Origin of the sequence: Rathayibacter sp. AY1B7, assembly GCF_002932735.1 — a bacterium.
Taxonomy (GTDB): domain Bacteria; phylum Actinomycetota; class Actinomycetes; order Actinomycetales; family Microbacteriaceae; genus Rathayibacter.
Genome location: NZ_PSWK01000002.1, coordinates 63,382 through 82,880, shown reverse-complemented (window position 1 = coordinate 82,880; position 19,499 = coordinate 63,382). Strand labels below are relative to the sequence as shown.

Here is a 19,499-nt window from a genome sequence, read left to right as displayed (position 1 = left end):
CACGGGAGCTCCTCGAGGGTGGGACGTGCCGGCCGGCGCGCGCCTGGGACGGCCGGAGGGATGAGCACTAGGCCCTGCTGGTGGAGGTGGACGTCGTCGACCCGCCGGAGCCGGCCGACGCCGCGGCCTCGTCGACCTTCGAGGCCGCCTTGCGGGCGGCGGCGGACGCCTCCGCGTCGCTCGCTCCCTGGGCCTTCCTGCCGCCGGACACGGCCTTGACGACCACCGAGCGCACGACCTCGTACGCCTTGTCCGAGACGCTGCTCAGCTGGGTCTTCGCGGCACCGCCGACGGCGCCCGCGACGTCCTGCACCGGCTGGGTCCGCCAGAAGCGGCCTGCCGCCGAGGCGATCTGCTCGTACCGCTTGCGGCCGGCACGTGCTCCCAGCACGTACCCGGCTGCGGCTCCTGCCACGAAAAGAATCTTGCCCTTCACGCCTACTCCTCGTCCTGGGTCGCTCTCGCGATCGTCCACGCGGTCGGTGACCACTCGTGCCGGGGCACGCCGCACGCTCGCGCGGATGCCTGGGCCTAAGAGTAGCCGTCGGCGTCGCGGGCGTCGCTCGGCAGCCCGACTCCTTGACGCACCAGTCGGCGCCGGATAAGGGCGGCCGTCTCGGCGGCGTGCGGGAGCACCGAGGCGAGGCCCGTGCCCGCGATCCAGGTGCCGGTCACAGCGACTCCCTCAATCGGGAGGAGCGCCTCGCGGAACGCCTCCAGGTGCGCGCGGCGGCCCAGCGCCGCGGCGGGCCGGACGTTGGCCCAGCGCACCCGGGCGGAGTCGACGAGCGACGCCGGATCGAGGGCGAGTCCGAGCAGCGTCGAGGCGTCGAGCAGGGCGATCGCGGCCGCCTCGGCATCGGTGCGCCCCTCGAGCGGCGGGCGCTCGCCCGGGCGCCCGTAGGAGAGGCGCAGCACGTGGCGGCCGGGAGGGAGGGAGGCGGCCAGCCAGTCCCACTTCGCGGTCGCGTGCGTGATCGCCTTGGCCGTGACGTCGGTGGCGGTGGGCGCCACGAGCACGCCGGAGCCGCGGGGGGCTGCGTCCAGGCGGGCGTCGTCGAGGACCAGGGTCACCAGCTCGACGGAGTCGTGGGGCGCCTCGTCGGCGCGCTCCGCGACGGCGGGAGCGAGGCCGGCGAGCAGCGCCCGGGCGTCGCGCTCCGGGGTCGAGACGATCACCGCTCGGGCGCTCAGAGCGCCGTCGGCGAGGGTCAGGACGAAGTCCCCGTCGGAGCCCTCGAGCCGCTGCACGGAGGCGCCGGTGCGGATCTCGCCGGAGAGGTAGTCGATCCGCTGGACCAGCGCGGCGACCAGGCGGTGCATCCCGCCCTCGAGCCCGCGGACCGCGACTCCGGCCGGGAGGTTCGCGCGGAGGGCGGCCACGGCCCGGGCGAGGGAGCCCGCGCGGGTGAGCGCGCCATTCAGTCCGGGTGCGGCCAGGTCGACGTCGATGTCGTCCGGCCGGCTCGAGTAGACGCCGGAGACGACCGGCGCGACCAGGTCCTCGAGCACGCGCTCGCCCATCCGGGTGCGCACCAGCTCGGCGAGGGAGTGCGCGCGGCCGATGCGCAGCACCGGCATCAGGGTGTCGAGCCAGGCGCGCCAGGCGCCGCGGCGGCCGATCGCCCGCACGACGTCGGGGGCGAGCGGCGTGCCGGGGATGCCGAGGATGCCGGCCCGGGGCGACGGCACGGAGCGGCCGCCCGAGAGGTGCAGCCACGAGCCGTGCGTCCGGGGCTCGACGATCGACTCGGCGAGCGGGACGCCGTCGAGGGTCAGCGCGGCGAGCGCCCGCTCGACGTGGCCGCCGCGGGTGGCGAAGCTCTCGGCGCCCGCGTCGAGCGCGGCTCCGGCCAGGGCGAGCGGAGAGACGGAGCCGCCGACCCGCTCCCCCGCCTCGAGCACCACGACGCGCAGGCCGATGCGCAGGCACTCCGCGGCGGCGGCGAGCCCCGCCACTCCGCCGCCGACGACCGCGACGTCGTACGACGCCGCGTCGCGGGGGCGCTCCTCGCTCACGGCCGCCAGGCGTGCACGAACGCGACGAGGCGCGTGAGCACGTCGGGGTCGGTCTCGGGCGGCACGCCGTGGCCGAGGTTGAGCACGTGCGCGGGGGCGCTCAGGCCCCGGCGGAGCACGTCGTCGACGTGGGACTCGAGGACCTCCCACGGCGCGGTCAGCAGCGCCGGGTCGACGTTGCCCTGCACCGGCACGAAGCCGCCGAGGCGGTGGTTGGCCTCGTCGAGCGGGATCCGGTAGTCGACGCCCACCACGTCGGCGCCGATGCCGTGCATCGCTCCGAGCAGCTCGCCGGTGCCGACGCCGAAGTGCACGATCGGGACGTTGCGGCGCGTCTCCCCGTGGTCGAACGCCAGGTCGCGCACGTGGACGAGGGCGCGCGCGGAGGCGGGAGCGACGTGGGTCGTGTAGTCCGAGAGCGAGAGCGCCCCGGCCCAGGAGTCGAAAAGCTGCGCGGCGCTGGCCCCGGCGAGCACCTGCGCGCGGAGGAAGCGGCCGGTGACCTCGGCGGTCCACTCCATCAGCTGAGCCCAGGCGGCGGGGTCGGCGTGCATCATCGTCCGCGCGCGCAGGTGGTCCTTGGACGGGCCGCCCTCCACCAGGTAGGCGGCCAGGGTGAAGGGAGCGCCGGCGAAGCCGATGAGCGGGGTGTCGCCGAGGCCCGCGACGGTGCGGCGCACTCCCTCGCGGATGGGCTCGAGCGTCTCGTCGAGCACGGACGGGTCGATCGAGGCGAGCTCGGCGACGTCGGCGGCCGTGCGCACCGGCTTCTCGAGCACCGGACCGCGACCGGGGACGATGTCGACGCCGACGCCCGCGAGCCGCAGCGGGATCACGATGTCGCTGAAGAAGATGGCCGCGTCCACTCCGTGGCGCCGCACCGGCTGCAGGGTGATCTCGCTCGCCAGCGCCGGGTCGAGGCAGGCGTCGAGCATCTTCGTGTCGGTGCGCAGGGCCCGGTACTCCGGGAGGCTGCGGCCGGCCTGGCGCATGAACCAGACGGGCGTCCTCTCGCCCCGCTCGGAGCGGTAGGCGCGCAGGAGCAGCGAGTCGGCCGTGCGGCCGGCGGAGAGGGGGTGCAGCGGATCGAGCAGGCCGTCGGTGGGGGAGGTCACCGCGGCATTATTCCAGGCGCATCCGTGCATTCCTCCCCAGTCCGGGGACCCCGCCCCGCAGAGCGCGCGTAGACTGACATGGTGCTTCTGTGTCTGACGGCGTCGCACAAGAACGCCAGCTTCGATCTCCTCGAGAAGCTCTCCGTCGACTCCTCCGCCGTGACCGCGGCCCTCTCCGAGGGGATCGACTTCGTCTCCGGAGCCGTCGTCGTCGCGACCTGCAACCGCTTCGAGGCCTACCTCGACATCGAGGAGCCGCTGACCGCCGCGCAGGCCGTCGCCGTCGAGGCCGCCACCGCCGCCGTCAGCGCCGCGACCGGCGTCGAGCAGGACGAGCTGCGCGGGAGCGTCGACGTCGTCTCGGGCGACCGGGTGGCCGAGCACCTCTTCGCCGTCTCCAGCGGACTCGAGTCCGTCGTGGTCGGCGAGGGCGAGATCGCGGGCCAGGTCCGCCGCTCCCTCGAGGAGGCGCGCCGCCTCGGCACCACCTCCTCCGAGCTCGAGCGGCTGTTCCAGCGCGCCTCGCAGACCTCGCGCGGCATCAAGAACCGCACCGGCCTCGGCAGCGCCGGCCGCTCGATCGTGCGCCTCGCGCTCGACCTGGCCGCGAGCCGCGTCACCGACTGGCGGGCCGCCCGCGTCCTCCTCGTCGGCACCGGCAGCTACGCGCGGGCGACCGTCGCGGCCCTGCGCGACCGCGGAGTGGTCGACATCGCCGTGCACTCCCCCTCCGGCCGCGCCGAGGGCTTCGCCGCCCGCCGCTCGCTCCGGCCCATCGCCGCCTCCGATCTCGCGCTCGAGGCGGTCTCGGCCGACATCGTCATCACCTGCACCACGACCCAGGAGCCGGTGCTCGACGCCGCCCTGCTCGCCGCCGGGCGCCTCCAGGGCTTCTCCCGCGAGCGCCAGCTCGTGATCGACCTGGGCCTGCCGCGCAACGTCGCCTCCGACGTCACCTCGGTCGCCGGCGTCGAGCTCCTCGACCTCGAGACGATCAGCCTGCACGCGCCTCTCGACGTGCTCGACGCGTCGCAGCAGGCGCGCGCGCTCGTCGACAAGGCGGCCCGGAAGTTCTCGGACGTCGCCGACGAGAAGAGCCTCACTCCGGCCGTCGTCGCCCTGCGCGCCCACGTGTTCGACGCGCTCGACGCCGAGATCGAGCGGGCCCGCTCGCGCGGCGACGAGGACGGCCGCACCGAGCAGGCGCTCCGCCACCTCGCCGGCGTCCTGCTGCACACTCCGAGCGTCCGCGCCCGCGACTACGCGCGCGCCGGAGCCCAGGGGGCCTACCTCACCGGGCTCGAGGCGCTCTTCGGCATCGAGGTCCCGGCCGAGCCCGCCGCCGCCGCCCGCCCCGACGCGGACGCCGCCACCGCGTGAGCCTCCGGCTCCCCTTCGACGCGGAGCCGCTGCGCTCCGCGCCGCTGCTCACCGAGCGCCTGCTCCTGCGTCCCCTCGGACCGGAGGACGCCGAGGACCACGCGCGCTACCAGGGCGACGCCGACGCCGTCCGGTTCCTCCGCTGGCCGGTCCGCACCCCCGAGGAGTCGCGGGCGCACCTGCAGCGCCGCCTCCCCTCGACACGGCTCGCCGCCGACGGCGACGTGGCCGTGCTGGCGATCGTCCCCCGGGAGGGCGTCCTCGCCGGGCGGATGATCGGCGACCTCACGCTCATCGCGACGTCCGTCGAGCAGGAGGCGGTCGAGATCGGCTGGGTGCTGCACCCGGAGGCGCAGGGGCGCGGCTACGCGACCGAGGCCGCCCGAGCGCTGCTCGACCTCGCGTTCGACACCCTCGGCGCGCACCGCGTGATCGCGCAGCTCGACGCTCGGAACACCGCGTCCGCCCGCCTCTGCGAGCGCCTCGGGATGCGCCTCGAGGCGCACCACCGGGAGGACGAGTTCTGCAAGGGCGAGTGGACCTCGACCCTCGTCTTCGCCCTGCTCGCCCGCGAGCGCTGACCGCAGGGCCGGCTGGTCCGCGCCCGGCGGGACGCCGCCGGCCCGTCCGGTCGGCGGCGTCCCGGAGGAGCGTCAGGCCCCGCGGAGCCCGGTGAAGAGGTACGACTCGAGCTGCTCGAGCGGGATGCGCTCCTGCTTCATCGTGTCGCGGTCGCGGACGGTCACGGCGTCGTCCTCGAGCGAGTCGAAGTCGACGGTCACGCAGTACGGGGTGCCGATCTCGTCCTGGCGGCGGTAGCGGCGGCCGATCGCTCCGGAGTCGTCGAAGTCGACGTTCCAGAGCTGGCGCAGCTGGTCGGCGACGCGGCGCGCGAGCGGCGAGAGTGCCTCGTTGCGCGAGAGCGGCAGCACGGCCACCTTCACCGGCGCCAGGCGCGGGTCGAGGTGCAGCACGGTCCGCGTCTCGACCTTGCCCTTGGCGTTCGGCGGCAGCTCCTGCTCCTCGTAGGCGTCGACGAGGAACGCCATGAGCGCGCGGGTGAGGCCGAACGACGGCTCGATCACGAACGGCACGTAGCGCTCGTTCTTGTTCTGGTCGAAGAACGAGAGGTCCTTGCCCGAGTGCTCGATGTGCGTCTTGAGGTCGTAGTCGGTGCGGTTCGCGACTCCCATCAGCTCGCCCCACTCGCCCGAGGCGAAGCTGAAGCGGTACTCGATGTCGACGGTGCGCTTGGAGTAGTGGGAGAGCTTGTCCTTCGGGTGCTCGTACTGCCGGATGTTCTCGGGGTTCATCCCGAGCCCGACGAACCAGTCCCAGGCGAGCTGCATCCAGGTCTCCTGCCACTCCTCGTCCGTGCCGGGCTCGACGAAGAACTCGAGCTCCATCTGCTCGAACTCGCGGGTGCGGAAGATGAAGTTGCCGGGGGTGATCTCGTTGCGGAACGCCTTGCCGATCTGGCCGATGCCGAAGGGCGGCTTGCGACGGGCGCTCTGCAGCACGTTCGCGAAGTTGGTGAAGATGCCCTGGGCGGTCTCGGGACGCAGGTAGTGCAGACCCGACTCGTCGTCGACGACGCCGAGGTAGGTCTTCATCAGGCCCGAGAACTGCTTGATCTCGGTCCACTGGCCGACCTTGTCGGGGTGCTCCGGGTCGGGGATGTCGGCGAGGCCGTTCACGGGCGGGTGGCCGTTGACCTCCTCGTACTTCTCGAAGAGGTGGTCGGCGCGGTAGCGCTTGTGGGTGATCAGCGACTCGGTCAGCGGGTCCGAGAAGACGCCGACGTGTCCCGAGGCGTGCCAGATCGCCGTGGGCAGGATGACCGCGGAGTCCAGGCCGACGACGTCGCCCCGGCCCTGCACGAAGGTCTTCCACCACTGGCGCTTGATGTTCTCCTTGAACTCCACGCCGAGCGGCCCGTAGTCCCACGCGGAGCGGGTGCCCCCGTAGATCTCACCCGAGGGGAAGACGAATCCCCTGTGCTGCGCGAGGGTGATGACTTTGTCGAGGGTGGTGGGTTCTGCCACGGGTTGCTCCTCAGCTGTTCGGGCGCACGGGGCCCCGGCGCGCGCCGGCTGCGCGCGTCCTTCTGGTGTGCCCCCATGGTAGCCGCGGGGGCGCCGCGACGGTCCGCCCGCGGCGGGCATGATGAGCGGATGAGCACCCTCCCGCCGATCGTCGTGTCCGCCGTCGCCGTCCTCCGCGACCGGCGCGTCCTGATGGTCACGGCGCGGGGCCGCGACGTCCTCTACCTCCCCGGCGGCAAGGTCGACGAGGGCGAGAGCGGGATCGAGGCGGCGGCCCGCGAGGCCCGCGAGGAGCTTGGCGCCGTCGCGCTCGGCCTCGAGCCCCTGTTCACCGTTTGCACCCAGGCGCACGGCGAGCCGGAGGGGCGGGAGGTCCACATGAGCGTCTTCGCCGCCGAGCTCGACCGGGAGGCGCGCCCGAGCGGCGAGATCGACTCGCTGCACTGGGTCGACGGCTCCGATGCGGGCCGCTGCCCGCCCGCCGGGGTCGAGACCCTCCGGCTGCTGCGCGGTCTCGATCTCGTCGACTGACCCTCCGGCGCCGGGCCGACCGCGGGGCGGCTAGCCTCGTGGCGTGGAGACGAGACGGCGTGCACGGGACCGGTCGAGCGCGGAGGAGCCGGACCGGCTCGAGCCGGTGCGACTGGAGGCGGCCGTGCCGATCCTGCGGATCTTCTCGGTCGCCAAGGCGGGCGAGTTCTACGTCGACTACCTCGGCTTCGAGGTGGACTGGGAGCACCGCGCCGCGCTCGACGCCCCCCTCTACCTGCAGGTGTCGCGCTCGGGGCTCCGCCTGCACCTCAGCGAGCACCACCGCGACGGCAGTCCCGGCGCCGCGGTGCACGTCGCCCTCCGCGGTGTCCGCGAGCTGCACGCCGAGCTCGACGCGAAGGCGTACCCCTACCTCAACCCGCGGATCACCCGCACGCCGTTCGGCTTCGCGCTCGACGTGATCGATCCGTTCGGCAACCAGCTGCGCTTCGCGGAGCCGGCCCCGGTGCCGCGCCTGCCCTGATCGGTGCGCGTGCGGGTGCTTGTACAACCTGAGCGCCGACTGATCAACCGTTCACCGGCCGTCCATGCACTTCGGAGTCCCATCCTTTAGCGTGGCTCCGATGGCTTCACGGGGGACGATCGAGCGGCCGGACACGGCCCGGGCAACGGGACGGCAGCGCCGACCGCGGCTCCGCTTCATGGAGGCCGCACCGCTGGCGACGGGCCTGCTGGGCTCGATCGCGATCCTCCTCGGCTCGCTCGGCGTGGGCTACCTGCCCGCCGGCTCGCCCATCCGCGACTGGCCTCTCGTCGCCTCGATCCGCGCCACGGGCTGGCTCACCGAGTCCAGCGGCGCCCTCGTCGTGGGCGGCGGGATGCTGCTGCTGATCGCGTGGCTCCGCCTGCGCACGGTCGCTCGCGCGGCGGGCCCCGGCTCCGTCCGCACCATCGTGGTGGCGGCCCTCGCCTGGACCGCTCCGCTCCTCATGACGGTGCCGCTGTTCAGCCACGACATGTTCTCCTACGTGGCGCAGGGTCGCCTGATGACCCAGGGCATCGACCCCTACACCCACGGCGTCGCGACGCTCCCGGGCTGGTTCGACCTCGGCGTCGACCCGCTCTGGGCCGACACGCCCACGCCCTACGGGCCCCTCTACCTCCTGATCGAGCGCACCGCCGTGCAGTTCGCGGGCTACGGCGCACCGGAGCTCTCGATCGCGATGCTCCGCGCCGTGTCGGTCGCGGGCGTGGCCGTCATGGCCGTCTACGCGCTCCGCCTGGCGCGCCTGCGCGGCCTCTCGGTCCCGCTCACCGCCTGGACGATCGTCGCCAACCCGCTGACCCTCGTGCTCTTCGTCGTCGCCGGCCACAACGACTCCGTGATGCTGGCGCTCATCCTCGCGTCGCTCTACTACGCCCAGACCGACCGGCGCATCGCCGCCGTCGTGCTGATGGCCGGAGCGATCGCGATCAAGCCGATCGCCGTGATCGCGCTCCCCGTGCTCGCGCTCCTGTGGCTGCGCCACGACGCGACGTGGCGCGAGCGCACCCGCGGCTGGCTCTGGACGGGCGCCGGAGCGCTCGGCCTCGTGGTCGCCGTCGGGCTGCTCGCGGGCGTCGGGGTCGGCTGGGTCGCGGCGATGGTCGTGCCCGGCTCGATCCTGCACTGGTACGCGCCGATGTCGTTCGTCACGGTCTCGGTCTCCCGCGCCGTCGAGTTCACCGGTCACGACCCCGCCGCGGCGATCGCCGTGGTCAAGATCCTCGCGCTCGGGCTCGCCGGCCTGATCGCTGCGCGCCTCATGCTGTCGCGGCGCTCCATCGATCCGCTCGCCCGCCTGTCCGGTGCGCTGCTCGCGTTCGTGACGGCGTCAACCGCCATCCACCCCTGGTACGCCCTCTGGATCCTGCCGATCGCCGCGCTCGCGCGCCCGTGGAGCCGCTCCCACGTGCACCTGGCGGTCTACGCGTCGATCTTCCTCATGTGCGTCACGCTCGCCGAGCCGATCGACGGCGGAGGCGGCACGATGGACCAGATCCCGGCGCGGGTCGCGACGATCGCCGCGATCGCCGTGGTCGGGATGTACGTCCTCCTCGGCTACACGGACGAGGAGCGGGTCGAGGGCCTGCCCCTCGTGCGCGCGCTGCCGTTCGGCTCCGTGATCCTCGCCCGCCTCAGCGGCGGCCGCCTGGTCGACGCCCGGATGGCCGCGACGCGCCTGCGCGACTAGCCGGAGCCGCGGCTCAGGAGTCGGACTCGTCGCTCCGACGGCGAGTGCGGCGGTCGAGCGCGGCCTGCGCCGTCTCAGCGGCCGAGTCCGGGGAGCCGACCGGCCCGGTGGGTCCGGCGAGGGTGCTTGAGAGCGACGACAGCCAGCCGGAGTCGTCGCGGCCGACGTTCAGCGCCTCCGAGAAGAGGGGGAGGTCGCTGCGGGCGGCGTGGATCGCGTAGGACTCGCGGGAGAACCCGTTGTCGGGGACGACGGGCGTCCTGCGGGACGCGCGCGTGGCGTCCGGGGCCTGCTCCTGTCGCGAGGCGTCCGACGCCTGCTCCTGGGGGGCCTGCTCCTGGGCGGCCTGCTCCTGGGCGGCCTGCTCCCGGCGGGCGTCGCGCTCGTCGCGCGGGGTACTGCTGTCGTGGTCCACGGCGGTCCTCCTGCTCTCCGCCCCGAGCGGAGGGACGGGCGCCGCGATGACGGGGCGGCGCCCGGTCAGGCTACCCCTCGTTCAGGGCGTGGCGTCGTCGTCGGCCTCTGATCGTGGCGCGGGGCGCCAGACGACCAGCTCGGTCCGGCGCTGCGCGCGCGTGCCGTGGCGCAGAGTGACCACGTCCCCCTCGAGTCCGGCGGCGAACACGCGGCGGCCCGGCCGGTTCAGGAGCTCGTCGGCGAGGGCCGACTCCAGCTCGCGCACCCGCTGCGAGAGCGACTGCACCTGGTTCTCGAGCTGCAGGATGCGCGCGATGCCCTCGAGCGAGACGCCCTCGGAGGAGAGCCGGGCGACCTCGCGCAGCTGCACCACGTCGCGCATCGAGTAGCGGCGCGACTTGCCCGCGGTGCGGGTCGGGCTCACGAGCCCGAGCCGGTCGTACTGCCGGAGCGTCTGCGGGTGCATCCCCGCCAGCTCGGCGGCGACGGCGATCGCGAAGACGGGCGTGTTCTCGTCCATGTCTCCTCCTCCGACCGGTCGCGCCGATCCGGTGCTAGTAGCGGGCCTTCTCCAGGATGTCCTCGCGCGGGTCCTCGTCCGGCTCGGCGGCGGCGTAGGCCTCGAGGGCCTCACGGGCGGCGGCGGACAGGTGGCTCGGGACGGCGACCTGCAGGACGGCGAGCAGGTCGCCCGTGCCCTTGGGAGTCGTGACGCCGCGGCCCTTGACGCGCAGGACGCGGCCGCTCGGGGTGCCTGCGGCGACCCGGAGCTTGACGGGCTCGCCGCCGAGGGTCGGCACCTCGATCGTCGCGCCGAAGACCGCCTCGACGAAGGTCACGGGGACCGTCACGCGCAGGTTCAGCCCGTCGCGCTCGAACACCGGATGCTTGCGGACCGAGACGGTGAGCACCAGGTCGCCGGGATCACCGCCGTCCGGGCTGGGGCGGCCCTTGCCGCGGACGCGGATCTTCTGGTCGTCGGCCACGCCGGCCGGGATGCGCACCGAGAGGGTGCGCCCGTCGCCGGTCTGCAGCTGGACGGTGTCGCCCCGGGTCGCGGTGCGGAAGTCGATGGTGGTGCTGGCGGTGACGTCGGCGCCCTTCTGCGGGCCGCCGAAGCCGCGGTAGCCGCCGCTGGGCTGGCCGAAGCGGCTGCCTCCGCCGCCGAACATGCCGCCGAGGATGTCCTCGAAGCCGGGCGGCGGGCCCTGCTGGGTGCTGTAGGAGGTGCGCCCGCCCTGGCCGAACATGCCGCCGAAGACGTCGTCGAACCCTCCGGGCTGGCCTCCCGCGGTGAAGCGCGCTCCGCCGCCCATGGCGCGGATCTGGTCGTACTCCTTGCGCTGCTCGGCGTCCGAGAGCACGGTGTACGCCTCGCTGATCTCCTTGAAGCGCGCCTCGGCCTTCGCGTCCCCCGGGTTGGAGTCGGGGTGGAACTGGCGGGCGAGCTTGCGGTAGGTCTTCTTCAGGTCCGCGGCGGAGACGTCCTTGGACACGCCGAGGACCTTGTAGAAGTCCTTGTCGAACCAATCCTGGCTGGCCATGTGCCTCTTCCTGTGTCGAATGCGGCGAGGGACCCCGCCCCGGTCCGGCAGCGTGCTACCGAGCGGGGCGGGGTCCTCCGCGGTGGTGGTGCCGGTGGCGGGGTCAGTCGGCGGGGACTGCCACGACCACCTTGGCGGCCCGCAGCAGCGAGCCTCCGAGGTAGTAGCCCGCCTCGACGACGTCCGCGACCGTGGAGGTCTCGGCGCCGGGGGTGGGCTGCTGGAAGATCGCCTCGTGGATGTTCGGGTCGAACAGGTCGCCCACGGCGCCGGTCTTCACCAGGCCGAGCTTCTCCACTCCGCCGCGCAGCTTCTGCGCGATGGCCGTGAAGGGCCCGCCCTCGGCGAGGTCGCCGTGCTTCTCGGCGCGGTCGAGGTCGTCGAGCACGGGGAGGATGACCTTCACCGCGTCGCCGATCGCCCGCTCCTTGTCGACCTGGCGGTTCGCCTCGGTGCGCTTGCGGTAGTTCGCGTACTCCGCGGTCACCCGCTGGAGGTCGGCGAGGTGCTCGGCTGCGAGCGTCTCGGCGCTGGACTGTCCCGAGAGGAACGAGAGGTCGGCGTCCGAGAGGCTGGTCTCGACGTCGGGCCCCTCGGCCTCGATGAGGCCCTCCTGGTCCTGGGCGTCCTGCGCCGCCTCGACTCCCGCCTCGCCGCCGGTGGCCGGCTGCTCCTCGGGGAGGTCCTGGGGCTCGTTCTCGGCTGCCATGGCTACTTCGTGTCCTTCGGCTCGTCCTCGTCGATGACCTCGGCGTCGACGATGTCCTCGTCGTCCTTCTTGTCACCGTCGGCCGGAGCGTCCGCGGGGGCGCTCTGCGCGGCCTGGTCCTGGGAGTAGATCGCCTGGCCGATCTTGGTCTGCGAGGCGTTGAGGGCGTCGAACGCGGTCTTGACGGCCGCGTCGTCGTCGCCGGCGAGCGCGGTCTTCAGCGCGTCGACGTCTCCCTGCACCTCGGACTTGACGTCCTCGGGCAGCTTGTCCTCGTTGTCCTTGATCAGCTTGTCGATCGAGTACGCCAGGGTCTCGGCGTTGTTGCGGATCTCGGCGGCCTCGCGGCGGGCCTTGTCCTCGGCGGCGTGCTCCTCGGCCTCGCGGACCATGCGGTCGATGTCGTCCTTGGGCAGCGACGAGCCGCCCGTGATCGTCATCGACTGCTCCTTGCCGGTGCCCTTGTCCTTCGCGGACACGTGGACGATGCCGTTGGCGTCGATGTCGAAGGTGACCTCGACCTGCGGGATGCCGCGCGGGGCCGGCGCGATGCCGGTCAGCTCGAACGTGCCCAGGTTCTTGTTGTCGCGGGTGAACTCGCGCTCGCCCTGGAAGACCTGGATCGCGACGGACGGCTGGTTGTCGTCGGCCGTGGTGAAGGTCTCGGACCTCTTGGTCGGGATCGCGGTGTTGCGCTCGATGAGCTTCGTCATGATCCCGCCCTTGGTCTCGATGCCCAGCGAGAGCGGGGTCACGTCGATCAGGAGGACGTCCTTGCGCTCGCCCTTGAGGACGCCGGCCTGCAGCGCGGCGCCGACGGCGACGACCTCGTCCGGGTTGACGCCCTTGTTGGGCTCCTTGCCCCCGGTGAGCTTCTTGACGAGCTCGGCGACGGCCGGCATGCGGGTCGAGCCGCCGACGAGGACCACGTGAGCGATGTCCTCGACCTTGACGCCCGCCTCGGCGATGACGTCGGTGAAGGGCTTGCGGGTGCGCTCGATCAGGTCGCTGGTGAGCTCCTCGAACTTGGCGCGGGTGAGCGTCTCGTCGAGGTTCGCCGGACCGTTCTCGGTGAGCGAGAGGTAGGGCAGCTGGATGCTGGTCGAGGTGCTCGAGGAGAGCTCCTTCTTCGCCTGCTCCGCGGCCTCCTTGAGGCGCTGGCGAGCGATCTTGTCCTTCGAGACGTCGACGCCGGTCGAGTCCTTGAAGCGCTTGACCAGGTGGTCGACGACGCGCTGGTCCCAGTCGTCGCCGCCGAGGCGGTTGTCGCCCGAGGTCGCACGGACCTGGATGGTCGAGAAGTCGTCGTCCTTGCCCACCTCGAGGAGGGAGACGTCGAACGTTCCGCCGCCGAGGTCGAAGACGAGGATGAGCTCGTCCTCCTTGCCCTTGTCGAGGCCGTAGGCCAGCGCGGCCGCGGTGGGCTCGTTGATGATGCGCAGGACGTTGAGTCCGGCGATCTCGCCGGCGTCCTTGGTCGCCTGGCGCTCGGCGTCGTTGAAGTAGGCCGGGACGGTGATGACCGCGTCGGTCACCTTGTCGCCCAGGTACTGCTCCGCGTCGCGCTTGAGCTTGCCCAGGATGCGGGCCGAGATCTCCTGCGGGGTGTACTTCTTGTCCTCGACGCCGAAGGTCCAGTCGGTGCCCATGTGGCGCTTGACCGACGCGATGGTGCGGTCGACGTTGGTGACGGCCTGGCGCTTCGCGGTCTCGCCGACGAGCACCTCCCCGTCCTTGGTGAACGCCACGACGGACGGCGTGGTGCGGAAGCCCTCGGCGTTGGCGATGACGGTGGGCTCGCCTCCCTCGAGGACGGCCACGACAGAGTTGGTGGTTCCCAGGTCGATGCCTACGGCACGGGACATATGCGTTGTTCTCCTTCGCGATCGGCGTCGCGCGGGCGGCTGCCGGTCAGTTGACGGGTGGTGCGGAATCCTCTGCGGGAGTTGAGCCCCGCACGCTCAAGTTTACGCATCCGTCGTCTCGCGTCAAGTCCGGAGGCGAGAAGTTGAGTCGCATCGGCTCAACTCTCAGACTCACGGGTCCCGCCGCTTCCGGCCGTTCACCTCCTCCCCCTACGGTGGGCCCATGACGACGCGCACCGGCCGCTGGCCCGTCCTCGCCTGGGGCCTGTGGGACTGGGGCGGATCGGCCTTCAACGCGGTGGTGACCACCTTCGTCTTCACCGTCTACCTGACCACCGACGGGCTCTTCGGCACCTCGAGCGGAGTCTCGGCCGCGCTCGGCTGGTCCCTCGCCGCCGCCGGCGTGGTCGTCGCCGTCATCGCGCCGATCACCGGCCGCCGGGCCGACCTCGGCGGGCACCGCCGGCTCTGGCTCGGGATCCACTCCGCCGTCGTCGTCCTCTGCATCCTGCTGATGTTCCTCGTGCGCCCCGACCCGGCCCTCCTCTGGCTGGGACTCGGACTGCTCGCGGTCGGCACGGTCTTCTTCGAGTTCGCGAGCGTCAACTACAACGCGATGCTCCTCCAGGTCTCGACCCGGGCGACCATCGGCCGCGTCTCCGGCTTCGGGTGGGGCATGGGCTACGTCGGCGGGATCGTCCTGCTGCTGATCGTGTACTTCGGCTTCATCTCGCCCGAGGTCGGGCTCTTCGGAGTGACGGGGGACGACGGCCTCGACGTGCGCGTCTCGATCCTGGTCGCCGGCGTGTGGTTCGCCGTCTTCGCCCTCCCTGTGCTGGTCGCGGTGCCGGAGACGCCGGCGCGCGCGAGCCGGGCGGAGCGCGTCGGCGTGATCGCCTCCTACCGCGCGCTCTTCGCGCAGGTCGCCGGCCTCTGGCGCGAGAGCCGCAGCACCGTGGCCTTCCTCATCGCCAGCGCGGTGTTCCGCGACGGGCTCACCGGGGTCTTCACCTTCGGCGGCGTGCTGGCGCAGGGCACCTTCGGCTTCGACGCCGGCGAGGTGATCCTCTTCGCCATCGCCGCGAACGTCGTGGCCGGAGTGGCGACCATCTCGGTCGGCGCGCTCGACGACCGCATCGGCCCCAAGGCCGTGATCGTCGCCTCGCTCATCGGCCTGGTCGTCTGCGGCACCGCCGTCTTCGTCCTGCACGACGGGGGGAGCACGGTGTTCTGGATCTTCGGCCTGCTGCTGTGCCTGTTCGTCGGCCCGGCGCAGTCGGCGAGCCGCAGCTACCTCGCCCGCCTCATCCCGGAGGGACGCGAGGGCGAGATCTTCGGCCTCTACGCGACCACCGGGCGGGCGGCCTCGTTCCTCGCGCCCGCCGCCTTCGCAGCCGCCGTCTCGATCGCCGCGGCCGTCTCGGGCAGCGGCGAGGCGAACGTGCAGTACTGGGGCATCCTCGGGCTCGTCCTCGTCCTCGCCGTGGGGCTGGTGCTGCTCCTGCCGGTGCGCCGTCCGCCGGCCACCGCCCCCGTCGTGCCGGAGCCGCGGCTCGCTCCGCCCGCCCGCCGGGACTGACGAGGCCCGGCCCGCGGAGACGCGGGCGAGGACCTCCCCGCGCCGGCGGCCGCGGATCAGACCGTGGCGATCCAGAACACGATCAGCAGGAGCGTGACGAGGAAGCCGGTCAGGAAGTTCAGCGCGAGGAAGCGCTTCCAGCCCGCATTCGCCCGCTCCGCCTCGGCGTCCTCGAGCGACCGGTACGGCCAGATGCTCACCGCGTACGGCACCGCGAGGATCGCCGCGAGAGTCCCCGGCCAGGGCAGCAGGAGCAGGAGCAGGCCGCTCGCGACGTAGGCGGCGATGGCGAAGCGCGTGGTCGCCTTCGCTCCGATCACGGTCGCGATCGAGCCGATGCCGCCCGCCCGGTCGGCCAGGATGTCCTGCACCGCGCCGAAGGCGTGGCTCGCGATCCCCCAGAGGAAGAACGCCACGAGCAGCGCCACGAGAGGTCCGGTGACCACGGTGCCCGCGAGGGCGATCCCGTAGACGGCCGGGCTGACGAAGTGGGTCGCCGAGGTCAGCGAGTCGACGAACGGACGCTCCTTGAAGCGGAGCCCCGGCGCACTGTAGGCGATCACCGCGAAGACGCTGATCGCGAGGACCAGCCACGAGACCGGGGATCCGAGCAGCACGAGCGCCACCAGGAACGGCACGTTCGTGGCCACCGCCGCGATCAGCGTCGCGCGGTGCTCGCTCCGGTCGAGCACGGCGCCCTCGACGCCGCCTTTGCGGGGGTTCCGCAGGTCGGACTCGTAGTCGAAGACGTCGTTGATCCCGTACATCGCGAGGTTGTAGGGGATGAGGAAGTAGATCGTGCCGAGCACGAAGGCGAGGTCGATCTCGCGGGTGGTCAGCAGGTACGCCGCGGCGAACGGGTAGGCGGTGTTGACCCAGCTCAGCGGGCGGCTCGAGACGAACAGCGCGCGCAGCCGGTTCACGGCTCGCTCCGACGACGCGAGGGCAGGAGCACCCAGAGCGCCGGGAGGGCGAGGGCCGCGGCGATCGCGTAGGCGAAGTCCTCGATCGGAGCGACACCGATCCGGATGCCCGAGATCAGGTCGTCGTCGTAGGCGACCAGCAGGCCCACTCCGATCATGATGTTGTCGAACACGGCGGTCATCACCAGCAGCACGGCGAGCGTGCCGAGGACGGCGGGCAGGCGCAGGACGCGTCGGCGCAGCGCGAGCAGCAGCAGCACCAGCACCACCGCGAGGAACACGGCGTTGAGGAGGAGGTAGGTCACGCGCGCGCCTCCGCCCGCCGGGCGACGCGCTGCGAGAGGAAGCCGTGCACGTCCATCGTCAGGTAACAGAGCAGGGTGAGGAAGAGGACCTCCTCGACCGGGAGCTCCGGCGCGATCTGCAGGCCGGTCATGTAGGAGGTCTCTCCGCGGAAGAAGACGCCCAGGCCGATCCCCACGAGGTCCCAGACCAGGAAGAACGCGACGCCCACGGGCAGCACGATCGCCGCGCGTCGCGCGTCCGCCCAGAAGAACAGCCGGAAGCGGCGATCGAGCACGATCATCCCGGTGATCGAGACGAGGAGCGCGAGCAGGTAGAGGATCCCCACGCCTACTCCCCCACGGCGACGGGCGCGACCGGAGCGGACGGCGCCTCCCGCACGGGCAGCGGCTCGGTCGACACGTCGCCGCGCACGCGCTTGAGCATGACCTCGGCGCTGATGATGCACATCGGCAGGCCGATGCCGGGGATCGTGGAGCTGCCGGCGAAGAGCAGGCCGTCGACGTGCCGGCTGACGTTTCCGGCCCGGAAGAAGGCGCTCTGCGAGAGGACGTGGGCCGGTCCGAGCATCGAGCCGCGCCAGGCGCCGAGGTCGCTCTCGAAGTCGGCCGGGCCGATGGTGCGGCGGACGACGATCCGCTCGGCCAGGTCGGCCGCGCCGGTCCAGGACGCGATCTGCGCGATGGCCTGGTCGGCGATGGCCTCGACGCGCGCGTCGCCCGCGCCGTCGACTCCGCCGTGGCCGATCGAGGTGTCGGCCGGGATCGGCACGAGCACGAACAGGTTCTCGTGCCCCTCCGGAGCCGTGCTCGCGTCGGTCGCGCTCGGGCGGCAGACGTAGATCGACGCGGGATCGGGGACGGTCGGGTGCTCGCCGAAGATCTTGTCGAAGTTGTCGCGCCAGTCCTTCGTGAAGAGCAGGGTGTGGTGCTCGAGCTCGGGCAGCTCCCCGCGCACGCCCAGGAGGACGAGGACGGCGCTCGGGCCGGGCTCGCGCTTCTCCCAGTAGGCGGGCGGGTAGGTCCGCAGCTCCTCGGGGAGGAGCGACTGCTCGGTGGTGAAGAGGTCGGAGGCGTTGACGACCAGGTCGGCGGGGATCCGCTCCGTGCCGTCGGGGCCCGTGAACTCGACTCCGACGACCTCGGCGCCGCGGCGTCCGCCGCGGGGCGAGCGGGCGGTGAGGATCCGCGTCGCGGGCGAGGACGTGCGGACGGTGACGCCGGCCTCCTCGGCGACGTCGGCGACCGCCTCGATCAGCTTCGTGAATCCGCCCATCGGATAGAGCACGCCGTCGGCGAGGTCGAGGTGGCTCATCAGGTGGTACATGCTCGGCGCGGCGAACGGCGAGGAGCCGAGGAAGACGGCCGGGTAGCCGAGGATCTGGCGCAGCCGGTTGTCGGTGACCGCCGTCGCCGCGAACGTGTCGAGCGGAGTGAGCAGCAGGCGGCCGAGCCTCCCGGTCCGGCTGAGCACGTCGCGGCGCAGCAGCGGGAGGAAGGACGAGAAGCTCGTGTAGAGGAAGCGGCGCTTGGCCATCTCGTAGGTGTCGCGCGCGGAGTCGAGGTATGCGCGCATCCGCTCGCCCGCTCCGGGCTCGATGCTCTCGAAGAGCGCGAGGTTCGACTCGAGGTCGGCGAGCACGTCGATCGGCTCGTCGACGCCCTCGCTGTAGACCCGGTAGCCGGGGTCGAGCGTGACGAGGTCGAGGCGCTCCTCGGCGCTGGTGCCCATGAGGCGGAAGAAGTGGTCGAACACCTCGGGCATCAGGTACCAGGAGGGACCGGTATCGAAGCGGAAGCCCTCGTGCTCCCACGAGCCGGCGCGGCCGCCGACGGCCTCGCGCGCCTCCAGGAGGGTCACGTCGTAGCCGTCGCGCGCGAGCAGCGCGGCGGAGGCGAGTCCGCCGATCCCCCCGCCGATGACGACGGCGCGGTGCGGGCCGGTCCTCGAGCGGGTCGCGCGGACGGGGCCGGGGCCCAGGCGCGGGCCGAGCGTCGACACGGCCGCCTTGGCCGCGAGCGCCGCCTTGGCGGCCGTGGGCACGCTGACGCGGGCGCGGAGGAGCTCCTCGGCGGGCGTCGCGCGGATCCGGTCGGCCAGGGCGGCGAAGAGGGAGTGGGCCAGCAGGACCGCGCGCCGACTCGAGCGCGGGAGCTCGGCCACGATGGCTGCGGCCTCGGCGAGGTCGTCGTCGAGGTCGGCGAGCAGCGAGGCCTTGTCGCGCTCGGAGAACGCCCGCGGGTCGACTCCGGGGAAGTAGCTGCGGCCGAGGCCGTCGACGTCGGCGGCGAGATCGCGGAGGAAGTTGACCTTCTGGAACGCGGCGCCCAGGCGGCGCGCTCCGGCCACGAGCCGCTCGCGGGCGGCCTCGGAGACGAGCCCCGCGTCCGGCGCCGCGAGGAACACGTGCAGGCACATCAGCCCGACGACCTCGGCGGAGCCGTAGACGTAGGCCTCGAAGGACTCGGGGGTGTGCTCGGTCTCGCGGAGGTCGGCGCGCATCGACGCGAAGAACGGCCGGGTGAGCTCGGTGCCGAATCCGGTCGCCCGCGCGGTCCGAGCGAAGGCGTGGATCACGAGGTTGGAGCTGTAGCCGGAGGCGAGCGCGCGCTCGGTCTCGGCCTCGAAGGCGTCGAGAGACTCCTCCACCGCGGCCCGATCGAGACGGGCCTCCTCGGCGACGCCGTCGACGATCTCGTCGGCGACGCGCACGAGGGCGTAGACGTCCTCCACCCGCTCGCGGACACCCGGGGCTAGCAGACGCGTGGCCAGCCCGAAGGAGGTGGAGTAGCGGCGGATCACCTGCGCGGACGACTCGTGCGCGACGCGGTCGTACAGTTCGCTCTGGCGGCTCATCGTGCCACCGTACGGGGG

19 protein-coding genes are annotated in these 19,499 nt (G+C 72.7%); 6 read left to right on the top strand and 13 right to left on the bottom strand.

Annotated elements, in window-relative coordinates; genetic code table 11:
- Positions 1 to 67: 67 nt before the first annotated feature.
- The 3 genes from C5C95_RS01845 to hemE all read right to left on the bottom strand — a co-directional run bounded on the left by C5C95_RS01845 (position 68) and on the right by hemE (position 3,164).
- A complete protein-coding gene (locus tag C5C95_RS01845) occupies positions 68 to 436 on the bottom strand; it encodes a hypothetical protein (protein WP_146076613.1) in 369 nt (122 codons plus the stop codon).
- A gap of 95 nt (positions 437 to 531) precedes the next feature.
- On the bottom strand, positions 532 to 2,019 hold the full coding sequence (locus tag C5C95_RS01840; protein WP_244229490.1) for an NAD(P)/FAD-dependent oxidoreductase: 1,488 nt from the start codon (positions 2,017 to 2,019) through the stop codon (positions 532 to 534).
- Complete coding sequence (hemE, locus tag C5C95_RS01835) at positions 2,016 to 3,164, bottom strand: uroporphyrinogen decarboxylase (RefSeq protein WP_104222882.1); 1,149 nt, start codon at positions 3,162 to 3,164, stop codon at positions 2,016 to 2,018. The genes C5C95_RS01840 and hemE overlap by 4 nt, the downstream gene beginning before the upstream one ends.
- A 51-nt stretch (positions 3,165 to 3,215) precedes the next feature.
- On the opposite strand from hemE, the gene C5C95_RS01830 reads away from it, so the two are divergent.
- Complete coding sequence (locus tag C5C95_RS01830) at positions 3,216 to 4,514, top strand: glutamyl-tRNA reductase (RefSeq protein WP_104260433.1); 1,299 nt, start codon at positions 3,216 to 3,218, stop codon at positions 4,512 to 4,514.
- Complete coding sequence (locus C5C95_RS01825) at positions 4,511 to 5,095, top strand: GNAT family N-acetyltransferase (RefSeq protein ID WP_258059379.1); 585 nt, start codon at positions 4,511 to 4,513, stop codon at positions 5,093 to 5,095. The genes C5C95_RS01830 and C5C95_RS01825 overlap by 4 nt, the downstream gene beginning before the upstream one ends.
- A gap of 72 nt (positions 5,096 to 5,167) precedes the next feature.
- Here C5C95_RS01825 and C5C95_RS01820 read toward each other — a convergent pair whose 3' ends face one another.
- Positions 5,168 to 6,559 carry a glycine--tRNA ligase gene (locus C5C95_RS01820; RefSeq protein WP_104226140.1) on the bottom strand — a complete coding sequence of 464 codons (1,392 nt, stop codon included), beginning with the start codon at positions 6,557 to 6,559 and terminating at the stop codon, positions 5,168 to 5,170.
- A gap of 129 nt (positions 6,560 to 6,688) precedes the next feature.
- On the opposite strand from C5C95_RS01820, the gene C5C95_RS01815 reads away from it, so the two are divergent.
- The 3 genes from C5C95_RS01815 to mptB all read left to right on the top strand — a co-directional run bounded on the left by C5C95_RS01815 (position 6,689) and on the right by mptB (position 9,285).
- Entirely contained in the window at positions 6,689 to 7,090 is a 402-nt protein-coding gene (locus C5C95_RS01815; protein WP_104323670.1) for an NUDIX domain-containing protein, read from the top strand.
- 43 nt (positions 7,091 to 7,133) lie between these two features.
- Positions 7,134 to 7,574 carry a glyoxalase superfamily protein gene (locus tag C5C95_RS01810; RefSeq protein ID WP_208543318.1) on the top strand — a complete coding sequence of 147 codons (441 nt, stop codon included), beginning with the start codon at positions 7,134 to 7,136 and terminating at the stop codon, positions 7,572 to 7,574.
- A 100-nt stretch (positions 7,575 to 7,674) separates the two neighbouring features.
- Positions 7,675 to 9,285 carry a polyprenol phosphomannose-dependent alpha 1,6 mannosyltransferase MptB gene (gene mptB, locus C5C95_RS01805; RefSeq protein ID WP_146087034.1) on the top strand — a complete coding sequence of 537 codons (1,611 nt, stop codon included), beginning with the start codon at positions 7,675 to 7,677 and terminating at the stop codon, positions 9,283 to 9,285.
- 13 nt (positions 9,286 to 9,298) lie between these two features.
- Here the strand turns inward: mptB and C5C95_RS01800 are convergent, their stop codons facing one another.
- The 5 genes from C5C95_RS01800 to dnaK all read right to left on the bottom strand — a co-directional run bounded on the left by C5C95_RS01800 (position 9,299) and on the right by dnaK (position 13,820).
- On the bottom strand, positions 9,299 to 9,700 hold the full coding sequence (locus C5C95_RS01800; RefSeq protein ID WP_104323668.1) for a hypothetical protein: 402 nt from the start codon (positions 9,698 to 9,700) through the stop codon (positions 9,299 to 9,301).
- A gap of 81 nt (positions 9,701 to 9,781) precedes the next feature.
- Positions 9,782 to 10,222 carry a heat shock protein transcriptional repressor HspR gene (locus tag C5C95_RS01795; RefSeq protein WP_104222887.1) on the bottom strand — a complete coding sequence of 147 codons (441 nt, stop codon included), beginning with the start codon at positions 10,220 to 10,222 and terminating at the stop codon, positions 9,782 to 9,784.
- A 34-nt stretch (positions 10,223 to 10,256) separates the two neighbouring features.
- Positions 10,257 to 11,246: a DnaJ C-terminal domain-containing protein gene (locus C5C95_RS01790; protein ID WP_104222888.1), complete on the bottom strand. Its 990-nt coding sequence runs from the start codon at positions 11,244 to 11,246 to the stop codon at positions 10,257 to 10,259.
- 103 nt (positions 11,247 to 11,349) lie between these two features.
- On the bottom strand, positions 11,350 to 11,955 hold the full coding sequence (locus C5C95_RS01785; RefSeq protein ID WP_104323667.1) for a nucleotide exchange factor GrpE: 606 nt from the start codon (positions 11,953 to 11,955) through the stop codon (positions 11,350 to 11,352).
- Between the two features lie 2 nt (positions 11,956 to 11,957).
- Complete coding sequence (dnaK, locus tag C5C95_RS01780; RefSeq protein ID WP_104222890.1) at positions 11,958 to 13,820, bottom strand: molecular chaperone DnaK; 1,863 nt, start codon at positions 13,818 to 13,820, stop codon at positions 11,958 to 11,960.
- Between the two features lie 223 nt (positions 13,821 to 14,043).
- On the opposite strand from dnaK, the gene C5C95_RS01775 reads away from it, so the two are divergent.
- Positions 14,044 to 15,399, top strand: coding sequence for an MFS transporter (locus C5C95_RS01775; RefSeq protein WP_104222891.1), 1,356 nt, complete (start codon positions 14,044 to 14,046; stop codon positions 15,397 to 15,399).
- Between the two features lie 56 nt (positions 15,400 to 15,455).
- On the opposite strand, the gene C5C95_RS01770 is transcribed toward C5C95_RS01775, so the two are convergent.
- The 4 genes from C5C95_RS01770 to crtI are packed head-to-tail and all read right to left on the bottom strand — an operon-like array spanning position 15,456 to position 19,481.
- Positions 15,456 to 16,322: a prenyltransferase gene (locus tag C5C95_RS01770; RefSeq protein WP_104222892.1), complete on the bottom strand. Its 867-nt coding sequence runs from the start codon at positions 16,320 to 16,322 to the stop codon at positions 15,456 to 15,458.
- Complete coding sequence (locus C5C95_RS01765) at positions 16,319 to 16,627, bottom strand: lycopene cyclase domain-containing protein (RefSeq protein ID WP_104222893.1); 309 nt, start codon at positions 16,625 to 16,627, stop codon at positions 16,319 to 16,321. Before C5C95_RS01765 ends, C5C95_RS01770 begins: the two co-directional genes overlap by 4 nt.
- Positions 16,624 to 16,953 carry a lycopene cyclase domain-containing protein gene (locus tag C5C95_RS01760; RefSeq protein WP_104222894.1) on the bottom strand — a complete coding sequence of 110 codons (330 nt, stop codon included), beginning with the start codon at positions 16,951 to 16,953 and terminating at the stop codon, positions 16,624 to 16,626. Before C5C95_RS01760 ends, C5C95_RS01765 begins: the two co-directional genes overlap by 4 nt.
- A 2-nt stretch (positions 16,954 to 16,955) precedes the next feature.
- Entirely contained in the window at positions 16,956 to 19,481 is a 2,526-nt protein-coding gene (crtI, locus tag C5C95_RS01755) for a phytoene desaturase family protein (RefSeq protein ID WP_104323666.1), read from the bottom strand.
- Between the last annotated feature and the right edge of the window lie 18 nt (positions 19,482 to 19,499).

Coding starts and splice junctions, on each gene's coding strand:
- hemE (WP_104222882.1), bottom strand. CDS start 3,164: ATGCACGGATGCGCCTGGAATAATGCCGCGGTGACCTCCCCCACCGAC.
- C5C95_RS01815 (WP_104323670.1), top strand. CDS start 6,689: ATGAGCACCCTCCCGCCGATCGTCGTGTCCGCCGTCGCCGTCCTCCGC.
- mptB (WP_146087034.1), top strand. CDS start 7,675: ATGGCTTCACGGGGGACGATCGAGCGGCCGGACACGGCCCGGGCAACG.
- C5C95_RS01795 (WP_104222887.1), bottom strand. CDS start 10,222: ATGGACGAGAACACGCCCGTCTTCGCGATCGCCGTCGCCGCCGAGCTG.
- C5C95_RS01790 (WP_104222888.1), bottom strand. CDS start 11,246: ATGGCCAGCCAGGATTGGTTCGACAAGGACTTCTACAAGGTCCTCGGC.
- C5C95_RS01785 (WP_104323667.1), bottom strand. CDS start 11,955: ATGGCAGCCGAGAACGAGCCCCAGGACCTCCCCGAGGAGCAGCCGGCC.
- dnaK (WP_104222890.1), bottom strand. CDS start 13,820: ATGTCCCGTGCCGTAGGCATCGACCTGGGAACCACCAACTCTGTCGTG.
- C5C95_RS01775 (WP_104222891.1), top strand. CDS start 14,044: ATGACGACGCGCACCGGCCGCTGGCCCGTCCTCGCCTGGGGCCTGTGG.
- crtI (WP_104323666.1), bottom strand. CDS start 19,481: ATGAGCCGCCAGAGCGAACTGTACGACCGCGTCGCGCACGAGTCGTCC.